Origin of the sequence: Paracoccus simplex (genome assembly GCF_042648325.1) — a bacterium.
Taxonomy (GTDB): Bacteria; Pseudomonadota; Alphaproteobacteria; order Rhodobacterales; family Rhodobacteraceae; genus Paracoccus; species Paracoccus simplex.
The window spans coordinates 20,267-31,812 of sequence record NZ_JBHRXE010000016.1; the positions used below are offsets into that span (position 1 = coordinate 20,267).

General features: G+C 64.7%; 16 protein-coding genes. 12 read left to right on the forward strand and 4 right to left on the reverse strand.

Going from position 1 to position 11,546, the window contains the following annotated elements; translation table 11 throughout:
- Positions 1-61: 61 nt before the first annotated feature.
- The 4 genes from ACFOMP_RS06895 to ACFOMP_RS06910 all read right to left on the reverse strand — a co-directional run bounded on the left by ACFOMP_RS06895 (position 62) and on the right by ACFOMP_RS06910 (position 1,350).
- Positions 62-265, reverse strand: a complete 204-nt coding sequence (locus tag ACFOMP_RS06895; RefSeq protein ID WP_379028823.1) for a hypothetical protein — start codon at positions 263-265, stop codon at positions 62-64.
- Positions 265-522: a hypothetical protein gene (locus tag ACFOMP_RS06900; RefSeq protein WP_379028826.1), complete on the reverse strand. Its 258-nt coding sequence runs from the start codon at positions 520-522 to the stop codon at positions 265-267. Before ACFOMP_RS06900 ends, ACFOMP_RS06895 begins: the two co-directional genes overlap by 1 nt.
- Entirely contained in the window at positions 522-710 is a 189-nt protein-coding gene (locus ACFOMP_RS06905; protein ID WP_379028829.1) for a hypothetical protein, read from the reverse strand. Before ACFOMP_RS06905 ends, ACFOMP_RS06900 begins: the two co-directional genes overlap by 1 nt.
- A gap of 259 nt (positions 711-969) precedes the next feature.
- Positions 970-1,350 carry an XRE family transcriptional regulator gene (locus ACFOMP_RS06910; protein ID WP_379028832.1) on the reverse strand — a complete coding sequence of 127 codons (381 nt, stop codon included), beginning with the start codon at positions 1,348-1,350 and terminating at the stop codon, positions 970-972.
- 369 nt (positions 1,351-1,719) lie between these two features.
- On the opposite strand from ACFOMP_RS06910, the gene ACFOMP_RS06915 reads away from it, so the two are divergent.
- The 12 genes from ACFOMP_RS06915 to ACFOMP_RS06970 form a co-directional block, all read left to right on the forward strand.
- Positions 1,720-2,097, forward strand: a complete 378-nt coding sequence (locus ACFOMP_RS06915; protein WP_379028835.1) for a hypothetical protein — start codon at positions 1,720-1,722, stop codon at positions 2,095-2,097.
- A gap of 222 nt (positions 2,098-2,319) precedes the next feature.
- Positions 2,320-2,652, forward strand: coding sequence for a hypothetical protein (locus tag ACFOMP_RS06920; RefSeq protein WP_379028838.1), 333 nt, complete (start codon positions 2,320-2,322; stop codon positions 2,650-2,652).
- Positions 2,653-2,683: 31 nt separating this feature from the next.
- Positions 2,684-2,959: a hypothetical protein gene (locus tag ACFOMP_RS06925; RefSeq protein ID WP_379028841.1), complete on the forward strand. Its 276-nt coding sequence runs from the start codon at positions 2,684-2,686 to the stop codon at positions 2,957-2,959.
- The gene (locus tag ACFOMP_RS06930) at positions 2,956-3,153 is read left to right on the forward strand and encodes a hypothetical protein (protein WP_379028844.1); all 198 of its coding nucleotides are present in this window, start codon (positions 2,956-2,958) and stop codon (positions 3,151-3,153) included. Before ACFOMP_RS06925 ends, ACFOMP_RS06930 begins: the two co-directional genes overlap by 4 nt.
- Positions 3,150-4,292 (forward strand): DUF7146 domain-containing protein, encoded by a 1,143-nt coding sequence (locus ACFOMP_RS06935; RefSeq protein ID WP_379028847.1) that lies wholly within the window; start codon positions 3,150-3,152, stop codon positions 4,290-4,292. Before ACFOMP_RS06930 ends, ACFOMP_RS06935 begins: the two co-directional genes overlap by 4 nt.
- Positions 4,285-4,533: a hypothetical protein gene (locus tag ACFOMP_RS06940; RefSeq protein ID WP_379028850.1), complete on the forward strand. Its 249-nt coding sequence runs from the start codon at positions 4,285-4,287 to the stop codon at positions 4,531-4,533. Before ACFOMP_RS06935 ends, ACFOMP_RS06940 begins: the two co-directional genes overlap by 8 nt.
- Entirely contained in the window at positions 4,530-6,368 is a 1,839-nt protein-coding gene (locus ACFOMP_RS06945) for a DNA primase family protein (protein ID WP_379028853.1), read from the forward strand. Before ACFOMP_RS06940 ends, ACFOMP_RS06945 begins: the two co-directional genes overlap by 4 nt.
- A 355-nt stretch (positions 6,369-6,723) precedes the next feature.
- The gene (locus tag ACFOMP_RS06950; protein ID WP_379028856.1) at positions 6,724-7,503 is read left to right on the forward strand and encodes a hypothetical protein; all 780 of its coding nucleotides are present in this window, start codon (positions 6,724-6,726) and stop codon (positions 7,501-7,503) included.
- A 95-nt stretch (positions 7,504-7,598) separates the two neighbouring features.
- The gene (locus tag ACFOMP_RS06955; RefSeq protein WP_379028859.1) at positions 7,599-8,315 is read left to right on the forward strand and encodes a hypothetical protein; all 717 of its coding nucleotides are present in this window, start codon (positions 7,599-7,601) and stop codon (positions 8,313-8,315) included.
- On the forward strand, positions 8,308-9,138 hold the full coding sequence (locus tag ACFOMP_RS06960; protein WP_379028862.1) for a hypothetical protein: 831 nt from the start codon (positions 8,308-8,310) through the stop codon (positions 9,136-9,138). Before ACFOMP_RS06955 ends, ACFOMP_RS06960 begins: the two co-directional genes overlap by 8 nt.
- The gene (locus tag ACFOMP_RS06965) at positions 9,138-11,306 is read left to right on the forward strand and encodes a terminase gpA endonuclease subunit (RefSeq protein WP_379028865.1); all 2,169 of its coding nucleotides are present in this window, start codon (positions 9,138-9,140) and stop codon (positions 11,304-11,306) included. The genes ACFOMP_RS06960 and ACFOMP_RS06965 overlap by 1 nt, the downstream gene beginning before the upstream one ends.
- Positions 11,303-11,546 (forward strand): hypothetical protein (locus tag ACFOMP_RS06970; RefSeq protein ID WP_379028868.1); only part of this gene is annotated, 244 nt, incomplete at its 3' end. The genes ACFOMP_RS06965 and ACFOMP_RS06970, both read left to right, overlap by 4 nt.

Consider the following 11,546-nt stretch of genomic DNA (forward strand, 5'->3'; position numbering starts at 1 on the left):
CCAGTGATGCCCGGCAGGACAGGCGAGCGTCCGGCGGGCAGGAACTTGGGAGAGGTGACCCCTACCCCTTCGGCAGGGGCGGACGGTTGGATTGCGGGTCGCGTGAAAATTCGGTTTCCAGGCTGACCATGATCGCGCGGCAAATACGCTGCGCCTCGGTGATGGTCAGCTTTTCGACGGGCACCCGAGCAAGTTCGCGGCCGGTATGCCGGTCGATGATGGCGCCTCCGGCGCCTTCGATGAACCTGGGCCTCGACGCAGACATCAGAGCCCCTCCGACAGCGCGACCCAGCCAGCCTCCCGCGCCTGGGCGGCCGTCGGTGCAAGGAAGTCCAGCACCGCGCCCGTATCGGGCAGGTAATCCCAAAGCATCCAGCCGGCCACGACCAGCCAGAACAGAAGGCCGGCAGCGAACAGGGCGCGGACGAACCAGCAGGCGGCACAGGCGCGCCGGTCTTGCACGGCTGGCGCCCGGCGGGCGAAATCCCGAAGCTGGAAGTCGATGTTGTCGATGGCAGCCATCACGCATCCTTCCGCGTGTTCGTCGGCCGATGGCGCTGCCGCTGCATGACGCCATGCGCACTGGCGGCGACCATATAGGCGAGGCGGCGCAGGCTTTCAGGCGCGTCGGCAGCCAGCTCGGCGTTGGAGATGATGGCGCGCGCTGCAGAGACCGCGCACGGGGTCAACGTGAGGGAGGGGAGTTGCATCAGGCGCTCCATCCAAGGGTTGTGGATGGGTAAATGTTGTCCAGATAAAATGAACTGTCAACATGAAAATACAGAATATCTGGACTTACGGCCCGGCACGGCGCGGCTAACCTGCCAAACGGGAGAAACAAAGAGGCTTAACGGCCGCTCCATTGGATGGCCGGTAATTATGTTCCGTACGGGTTGATCAATGGGCGAGAACCCGCCTAAAGTTCACGCTATGTTCTAGGAGATTGGGAGTTCGGGATGGGGACCTGGGTCATGTTCGCTGTTGCGAAGTGCGCTGTGCGGCTTGGGATCGACCTGAATCTTCTCTTTGATCCCATTCATTATTTGCGACTTCGAGCGCTGCGAAAAGACGATCCTGAACGTCCCCGGGGAGCTGGGCGAAGTCCCCATTCATCATGAAGTTAAAGTCGATCCTGTGCGCTCGATGGAGATATTTCAGCAGGTCCCGATTGGGATAGGTAGAACCGGCCATCGCATTGCTCAAGACCGTCTTGGACACCCCCGACGCGTCTGCGAGGTCCTGGTGGCGCTTGAGCCCGGACACGATGAATGCTGCTCGCAGGCGAATAGCGGTCGCCGCAAGGCCCATGTCGTTTACGTGCGCGAGTGCGGTCTTTTGCTCTAGGTTCATGGATCGCATATTGCCACTTGTCCAAGAAAATTGAACTGACTGCGACCTGAACCTTGACAGTCCAGATTATCTGAACAATCTTGCGGTTCATGGTACACGCACTTGCCCATTCCGTTACCGAAATCTGCGACATCGTCGGTCGTCGGCGTATCGCGGCAGCCGTGGGGGTCCGGGTCACATCCGTCAGCAACGCGGTCGCCGAAGGTCGATTCCCCGCGCGCTGGTTCGATGTGATCGAGCGACTTACGGCTGAAGCAGGTCTCGGATGCCCTAGGCATCTGTTCACCTTCGTTGGCGTGACTGGCGATTCTGCGTGTCCTGCTATCGTTCCACCCGCCGCCACGGCGGCACAACCTCAAGAGCATCCTCATGTCCCTGATCTGCAAAGTTCCGGATCGAAAACGATCTGACCTGCCCGCGCGGCAAATGTCCTTCACACCACCTGTCGGCGGGCGCGGTCGCTCGGCGGCAGCCCGGCGCCGGGCGCATGCGCATGCCCAGCGGCGCGATACCGATGATTTCCTGCGGCGTTGGTCGATGCTGATGATCGCCAGCTTCGCCACGGCCGAGGCCTGCGGCCAGCATTTTGGCGTGACCAAGCAAACCGGCTGCAACTGGCGCGAGGGCACGCATCGTCCCTGCGGCGATGCAGTGGATTTCGCCATGCAGACGCTGCCCCGCTACGCCGAAATCATGTGGGGCGGCAATGAGTTTCGGGCTTTCAGGTTGCCCGGGGCGGGGGAGTAAGCCGGGGCGCAGCACCTGGTCCACCCGTCACGATTCCGGCCGCCTCGGGCGGGACTAGACCGGGATCGTGGAACCTGCGGCTGGCCCGGCCGAGAGCCGTCTTGTGGCGGCGGGGCGAAAACACACTCCGGGATATCTGGCGCGGATCCCGGCGTGTCTGGCGGGGCGGCATCCTCCTCCTCTAGCTGCCCCGCCAAACCATTGCGCCAAGAGGATTTGACCATGCTCGTTCACCCCCGGGAACTGAAAAGCAATACCGCGGCCAGGATCATGTCGATTGCGGCGATCAGGGCGCGGATGTCGATGCTGTCGGTGGCCTATTCGGCCCGGCTCGGCGCGGTGAACATGCACGATGTACACTCGGCGGTGGACCGGATCACATCGGTCTTCGGCCGGGATCACGACCTGTCGCGCGAGATGCTCGGCTTCGTCGCGCGCCTGCCGGAGCTGCGCCGCCATGTGCCCGATCTGGCCGAGGCTGGCGAGCGGCTGATCCGGGCGGTCGAGCGCACCACCTGGCCCGATGCCGATGAGAGGGCCGATATCCATGGCTGACCCGTTGCGCCTTTCGCTTGCGGATCATGCGATGATCCACGCCCTGGGCGTGCTGTCCAGGCCGCCGATCACGGATCGCAGCGATCTCGATCTGGTGGTCGGCATCCTGCGCGACCTGATGCCGGGCGTGACCCGCGAAAACCCGCAACTGATGGGCCTGATCCAGACGGCGGATCAGTTCCTGTCCTGCCGCGTGTCCGTTCCGGGCTGCTATGGCGGTCTGCATGACCGGGCGCGGAAGGTCATGAGCGACTGGGACCGCCGGCGGCTGGCCGAGGCCTGGGATCGTGCGCGGGGCGCGAAATGAGGCCGCATCGTGACCGTCATGGCAATGCCTATCGCGCCGGCGCGCGCGACGGGGTCGGGGACCTCCTGGCCGATCTGCTGGCGCTGACGCCGCCGTCCACCCACGACGACCTGAAAAAGCTGGCGCGCAACGTGCTGGCCCGGCCGAAATATCGGCGGGTCGTTCATCACACAGCCGAGGCCGGCCAGCCATGATGCGCGAAGATCACCGCCTCGAGGAAGCCAAGGCCATGCCCATCGCCGACGTGGTGGCGCGGCTGGAGCTATCCGGCCTGGTCCGCACCGGCGGCGAGCTGGTCGGCCCCTGTCCGCAATGCGGCGGCCGGGATCGCTTCGGGGTCAATCTGCAGACCGGGCTGTTCCAGTGCCGCAAGGAATGCGGGTCGCACGCCAAGGGCGATCAGATCGCGCTGGTCCAGCATACGCTCGGGATGGATTTCCGGGCCGCGCTGGAATGGCTGTGCGGACCGGCGCAGGGTATCTCCGATACCGAGCGCGCCGAGCGGCGCCGCAAGGCCGAGGCGAACCGGCGCAAGCAGGATGATATCGCCAGGCGCGCCCGTGAGAATTCGATCCGTGCCGCGCGTAAGATCTGGTTCGGCGCGCACCCGGCCGATGCCGGCCCGGTTCGGGATTACCTAACGCTGCGCGGCATCGATCCGGCGCTATACCCGGATCTGCCGCCGGTCCTGCGTTTCGAGCCGGATGCCCGCTACACCGTGCCGGTCGAGGGGAAATCCCAGGAATGGCAGACCCTTCATGTCGGTCCGGCCATGGTCGCGGCCGTGGTCGATGCCGGCAACCGGGTGACCGCGGTGCATCGCACCTGGCTCGACCTGTCGCAGCCCAAGGGCAAGCTGGTCCTGCCCGATCCGCGCAAGCCGGGCGAGACGCTGCCGGCCAAGAAGGTGCTGGGATCGAAGAAGGGCGGGGCGATCCGTTTCCTGACCCCGCCGGGCTGCGACACCATGATCATGGCCGAGGGGGTCGAGACGACCCTTTCCGCCCTGATCGCGGAGGCCATGCCCCGGCGCTGCGCCTATTGGTGCGGCGTTGACCTGGGCAACATGGCGGGGCGCATGCAGCGCGGCCCCGGCCTGAAATATGCCGGCCTGCCCGACATGGACGATTCCGAGGCCTGGCTGCCGCCGGTCTGGGTTCAGCGGCTGGTCTTCGTCCAGGACGGGGACAGCGATCCGAAACTGACGCGCGCCAAGCTCCTCGCGGGTTTGCGGCGCGCCAAGATCAAGCGGCCGGGCCTGCGGGGCTACATCGTCCATGCGGGCGACGGCCGCGATCTCAACGACATTCTGATGGGACAGAGAGATGCTTGACGAGCAGGAGATTGTTGACGCGGCGAACAGGTTCGAAGTGATGTTCCGCGGCATTGCGGGCCTTGACGACCTGTCGATTTCCGAGGCGCGCGGCCTTTTCATCGCGCTTTCGGACATCGTTGCGGAAATCGTGGTCAGCTGCAGCGACGAGACCGACCCGTTCCTCGACCTGATCCGCTCGAAGATAGCGCAGTTGCGCGCGGTAGGTGACACCCGGACCGATCCGGAGCGGCTGCAATGACCGATAGGAGCGACGACGACGCGCTCGGGCAGGTCCGGGCCGCGATGAACAATGCCGAGGAGGTGGACCTTCCCGAGGGGATGGAGCCGGAGGCCTCGGCCGAGCATGGAGACGGCAATTCCCCTGGAACCCCTTCCGAGGGCCAGGTCGACGATCCGTTTGCCGATTGCGCGCAATATCCGCTCAACGACCATGGCAATGGCCAGCGCTATGCCCGCCATTACCGGGACGAGCTGATCTATGTGCCCCGCTATGGCTGGCACGTCTGGACCGGCCAGCGCTGGCAGAAGGACGAGGACGGAATTGAGGTTCGCCGACGTGCCCAGATGCTGGGCGAGTTGATCGCGCGCGAAATCCCGCATCTTCGGCTCGAGGACTGGCAAATGCAGATCCTTGAGGAAGGCGTGCAATTGCGGCGGCGGGAACGCGAGCTTGCCCGGATTGTCGGCGCAGATGGCGACGATGCCGAGGCAGCGCAGCAGGAGCTGGACAGCATGGCGCCGAAGCTCGCCCGCCTGTCGGGCGTCGAGAAGGTGCTGACCTCGGTCCGGAAGGATCATCACGGCTGGGCAAAGACCTCGGGCAACACCACCCGGATCGATGCCTCGATCAAGGAGGCCGGGGTCGGCCTGGCTGTGGCGTTCGAGCGGCTGAATGCCGCGCCGCTGGATGTGTGCTGCGAGAACGGCGTCATGCGGTTTTCGGTCATACCGGGCGATCCCGAAGGCGGCATGAGCGCCATGGCCGACATGCAATTCGTGCCGCACGCGCGGGACCAGCTGATCACCAAGATGATGCCGGTGCGATACGACCCGGACGCGAAGCGGCCGATCTTCGACAGGTTCATCGCCCGCATCCTGCCCGATCCCGAGGTCAGGCGCTTCGTGCAGCGCTGGTTCGCCCTGAACACCACGGCGCTGACCGGCGAGCAGAAGCTGGTATTCTTCTACGGCCTCGGTGCCAACGGCAAATCCGTGCTGGTGGACCTGATCGCCCGCATGTTCGGCGATTACGCCGCCACGGCGCGGATCGAGACCTTGACCGGCTCGACCAAGAAGGACGGCTCGGCCGCGACGCCGGACCTGGTGCCGCTGATGCTCGCCCGTATGGTGCGAACGTCCGAGCCCGAGGAAGGCGAGAAGCTGCGCGAGGGCCTGATCAAGCAGCTCACCGGCGGCGAGCCGATCAACGTGCGGCCGAACTTCGGCGAACAGATCGAGGTCACGCCCAAGTTCAAGATTACGATCCAGGGCAACTATCGCCCCGAGGTTCGCGGCCGGGATGATGGGATCTGGCGCCGGCTGCTGATCGTGCCGTTTGACGTGACCATCCCGCCGAAGGAGCGGGATCCTGACCTGGGCACCAAGCTCTGGGAGGAGCGATCAGGCATTCTCAACTGGCTGATCGAAGGCCTGATCGACTACCTCGAAGGCGGGCTGCAGGAGCCGCAGGCCGTCCTCAGCGCCACCAACGAGTATCGCGAGGAGAGCGACCCTCTGGGCTTCTTCCTCGAGACCTGTTGCGATGTCTCGGGGCAGCCCGAGGACAGCGAAACGGTCAAGGATCTGGTCCAGGCCTTCCAGTTCTGGCAGGACGAGCAGGGCGGCGCCGTATGGCAGCCTGGCACGGTCCAGCGCCAACTCAAGGACAAGATGCGCCGTTGGGTCAGCCCCAGCACCGGCAAGAAGTTCGCTGAACGCAAGTCGAACGGCATCATGCGCTATGACGGCATCCGCTTCTCGATGGAGTTCGGACACCGTTTCAGAACTGCGCCGCGCGACCCAAACGGCCGACCCATCGCTGGCCGCAGCGGAGGTCAAGATGGCGGTCTGTGATCCCCGCACCCCTGTTCCGACTGGCTTGAGGGAGGAACTTGCCTCCCTGCAGGGAGGAAAGGGAGGATCTGCCTCCCCGTGTTTTCCGACGACATTACAAGGGGTTCGGGGCGTCAGGGAGTATAGGGAGGAAAATCCCCGCATACGCGTATGCGCGAGAAGGCAAGGGGCCCTGGGGTGATGAAGGCCCCATATGCGTGGACCCGGTTTTGCCTCCCTATCCTCCCTGACGGCATCAACAGTCTGTAATCTAAAGATAATCCTCTCTGAACTACCTCCCTCAATCATCCCTCAAGATAATCCAATCCTCCCTATCCTCCCTGAAGAAACAGCGAACGAAACCATAGGCAGTATAATGAGCAAGAGGGACCACAATATGTTGAGAGCGGCGCAGAAGGCCGAAGCCGGGAAGGCGCTGATCATGGCCGCAAGGGAGGCTCGGGATGTCCGTCGGGCCGAGGAGGCCGCTCGACTTGCCGCCATCCGGGATGCCAGCGCGGTCCCCGATCAATGCGGCCCGGATACGATTGCCGCCCCGGCGCGCGGCCCGTTCGTCGTTGAACGTCAGCTGACCATGGTGCCGAACGGCGTCGATCATCGCGGACTGGAGAAATGGGCCGCGGCACCGACGGGATACGGGCACCGCGCCAGTGTTCGCGCCGCCGATGTGTTCGACCGGATGATCGCCTCGGCCCGGCGCCGCAAGAAGCCGTGCCCCCTGACGCCGGGCCAGATCGCGATGGGCCGCCGCTATGCCGCGCTAGTTGAACTGGCGGCAGCAGATGGCACCAAGGTCTCGCGGCTCGATGCGTCGCGTGGCGGTGGCGACAGTATGGGCTGGATGGACCGGCATCTCGACATCGCCCAGGAACTGACCATCCTGCGCAACCGCATCGGCTTCAGCGCCGCCATGACCGTGCGCCGCATCCGGCCGTCCAATCGGGGAGAGGTGCAGCGTGGTCCGATCATGGATCGGGTGCTGGTGGACATGGTTTGCATCAAGGGCTGCACGCTGGACGATGTGCTGGCGAGCCATGGGTGGGCGGTCAAGGGCGCACATCGGAAATCCATCAGAGAGGCGCTGTGCGCCGCACTGGACCGCATGATCGGGTATCGGGCCGAAAAAACTTCTTGACGGCTTAAGTCTGTCTATGAGACAGAATTCCATAGTATCGAGAAGTGCGCCCGCAGGAGTGATCCGAGCGGGCGCTTCCATTTCCGGACATCGCCATGCTGAAACTCGCCCTCGATGATCGGGAGATGCAGGCGCATCTGTCGCGGCTCTCTGATCGCCAGGTGCGGATCGCGGGCTCCTGGGCGCTGAACGACACGGCACGCGACGTGCTGACCCATGTTCAGGGCCGGATGGATGAGGTCTTCGACCGGCCGACGCCGTTCACTAAGAACGCCTTCACGGTGAAGGGCGCCCGCCCGGACAACCTGACGGCCGAGGTAATGGAGCGGCCATCGGTAGGGCGGCGGCATTTCCTGAAGGTGCAGGAAAGCGGCGGCGCGCGCAGCCGGACCGGCCTCGAGGGCCTGCTGGATGCGCGTCTCGCCTATGACGGGATCATCACCGCGGTCACACCGGCGGGCGGGGCCAAGCTCAACGCTTATGGCAACTGGGACACGGGCGAACGCAACCGCGTGCTGTCTGCGGTGCAGGCACAGCGGGATACGACGGCGAACACCACGAAGGCCTCGCGCAAGCGAAACCGCAAGCGGGCCGGCTTCTTCGTGCCGCAGGCTGAAAGCCGGCTGTCGGCAGGGATATGGAAGCGTGATGCCGACGGCACCATCAGCAAGGTGCTGCACTTCACGCGTGCCATGCCGACCTATGATCCGCGCCTCGGCTTCTTCGATGGTGCGGCCGATGTCTACCGGGCCAAGCTCCCCGCCCATCTGCGTCGCACCATCGCGAAGATGGCGGCGCGGTCGGGTGGTTGACCCCATCCGAAGCCATTGCCCAAAAAAGGGGCACCCCCTCGGGTCCTTCCCCCCATCGGGCCGCACGGGGGTCATTCGCGCCCCGATACATTTAGGTCTGCAAAATCAGTCGCATGCTGCGGTTGGGGTTGCTGTTGTTCATCTTGGAGATGTCATGTCGCTCACCATCACGCTGGCAGATGGGAGCGTGCTCGATGTTGCGCGCCATCCCTTGCCGGATGGCGTGGTCGATGACGGCACGCCGCTGAACCGCGCCCAGCTCGCCAAGGCCTTCGCGGTCTCGGAAAACACGATCACCAAATGGCTTTCGCAGGGCATGCCCGTCGAGAGCGCCGGCCAGAACGGGGTTTCCTATGAATTCCGCCTCGCGCATTGCTGGGCGTGGCGGCAAGATCGAGATGAGCGTTCCCGGGCGGCCAAGCTGCGCGGCGACCAGCTTGCGGCGCAGGCGGCTCTTGCTTTCCGGAACCTGGATGATGACCAGGCGGAGGAAGAAGCCGAGTTGACCGCCGACGATCTGCGGAAATGGTCAGAGGCCGAATATCACCGCAACCGGGTGGCCGAGCAGCGGGGCGATTTGCTGCGGGCAGACCGGATGCGGCCCTTGCTGGAGGATCTGCTGGTCGCCTTCGGGACGTCCATGGATAACCTGCCGGATTTCGCCGAAATGAACTTCGGCCTGTCGCCGGCGCAGGTCGCGCAATTGCAGGATTACTGCGACCAGGTGCGGGGCGAGGCGCGTAGGCTGATCGAGGAACGCATGGCCCGGGGCGGCGCTGTTGTGCCACTGAACGGCCGGCAATCTGAAATGGAACTGGGCTGATGGTGATGATGCTCGATCGCGGCCTGGGGCAGCTGAGCCGGATTGCGCCGCTGCCGCCGTTCACCACGCCCGAGGAACTTCTGGCAGACGCGCTGCCGCTGCTCGACCCGCCCAGCCGGATTTCGGTAACGGACGCAGCCGAACGATCGCTGCGGGTGCCGATTGCGGGCCGGTGGGGCCAATACGACCGGGGTGTCGCGCCTTACACCATCGAGCCGCAGGACATTTCGCAGTCGCGCCGGTTCAAGGGGGTGATCTTCGTCGGGCCGTCGCAGAGCGGCAAAAGCCAGATGCTGCTATCCGTCTCGGCGCATGCCGTGACCTGCGCGCCGGGCCCGGTGCAGCTGATCCATATGACCAAGACCGATGCCGACGCCTGGGTCGAGGAAAAGCTGAACCCGGCGATCGACAACAGCCCGCTGCTCTACGAGCGTCTGGGCAAGGCCCGTGACGACAGCACCTTCAGCCGCAAGCGCTTCAAGGGGATGCGGCTGACCATCGGCTATCCGGTGGCGAACCAGCTTTCATCCCGCTCGCAGCGCATGGTGCTGCTGACGGATTATGACCACATGCCGCAGCGGCTCGGGCCGAAGGATGCGCCCGAGGATACGCCGTTCGGCATGGCCTTGCGCCGCATTAAGACATTCCTCAGCCGGGGCTGCGTCTTCGTCGAAAGCACGCCGGCCTTCCCGGTTGATGAGGATAAAGCCCGCGCGGCCAATCCGCTCGAGCCACACCTGATGCCCGCCGCCACCGGCGGAATCGTGAATCTTTACAACGAGGGCACGCGCGGCCGCTGGTACTGGCAATGCCCGGATTGCGAAGATCTGTTCGAGCCGACCTATGAACGGCTGGACTACAACCGCGATCTTGATCCCGGCGAGGCGGGCGACAATGCGGTCATGGTCTGCCCGCATTGCGGATCGGTCCTGCCGCATCGCCACAAGGCGGAGATGAACCGGCGCGCGTCGCAGCATCACGGTGGCTGGCTCCATGAGGGCAGGGTGGTGGATGAGGTCACCGGGCGGCGGAACCTTGTCAGGATCGACGATGCGGAGATCCGCAACACGCCTTTCGCGAGCTATGCGTTCAATGGCGTCGCGGCCGCGTTTTCGTCCTGGTCCGGTCTGGTCGAACGGTATGAGACCGCGCGCCGGGCTTTCGAGATCGACGGGGACGATCTGGATTTCTCCGGGGTCCATTACACCGAGATCGGTGTGCCCTACCGCAGGCCGAAGCTCGAGGATGAGGATGCGCTTACGGCCGAAGTGCTGCGCGAGCACGCGCTGCCGCTGCCGAAGGCGATTGCGCCAAGCTGGGCGCGCTTCGTCACCGTCATGGTGGATGTGCAGGGTAACCGCTTCGAGGTCATGGCGATGGCCTGGGGCGCGGAGGGCGAACGGGCTGCGCTTGATCGCTTCGCAATCCACCAGCCGCCCGATGATGCCCCGAGCGCGAAGGGCGATGACGGGAAATATCGCGCGGTCGATCCCGGTCGATATGCCGAAGATGCCAACGTCCTCGCCGAGCTTGCCGACCGGGTCTATCCGGTCGAGGGGGCGGATTGGGGCTTGAAGCCGGTCGCGGTGGTGATCGACTTCAACGGCCCCAAGGGCTGGTCGGACAATGCCGAGAAATTCTGGCGCAAGCAGGCCCGTGAAGGTCGCGGCGGCCGCTTCTATCTGTCGATCGGTCGATCTGGTTTCAACCAGCGCGACCGGGTCTGGCACGAGGCGCCGGAACGCGCCTCGGGTGGCAAGAAAGCGCGTGGCATCAAGCTGCTGAATATGGCGGTGGACCGGCTGAAGGATTCGGTTGTCGCGGCTCTGGGGCGGCTCGATACGCCGGTCAATGCCCAGCATATCCCGTCATGGATGGGCGCCGAGCATGTTGCCGAGCATCTGGCCGAGCAGCGCGGTGAAAAGGGCTGGGAACTCCGCAAGGGCATCCTGCGCAACGAGAGCCTCGACCACTCGGTGCAGGCGCTGGCGCTGGCCGAGCATCTTGGCGTCAACCGCGTAAACTGGGAGGCCCCGCCGGCCTGGTGTCTGGCGGGCATGCTGAACCCGAACGCCGTCCAGCTGGACCGGCCGAACGATCCCGACAGCGCGCGCAGCCGGCCCGACCCGGATCTGCCCCGCGCCATCAACTTCCTGAGGAGGCGATGATGCATCCGGAAACACTGCGGCAGTATCAGCTCATGCGTACTGATATCCCTGCCGGGTATCGTCCTGCCTGCAGTGCTATTGTTGGTCCGCATCATTTCCACGCGCGCATATCATTGCATGAAGTCGCAATTGCATTGACTAATCATGAGGCATCGCGCCCGCTGGTTCCGGGAGATGACAATGGTTTTAGCTATCCGGTCACCTCGCGACCGCCCGCCGACAGAATGGTTCTCACCGTTG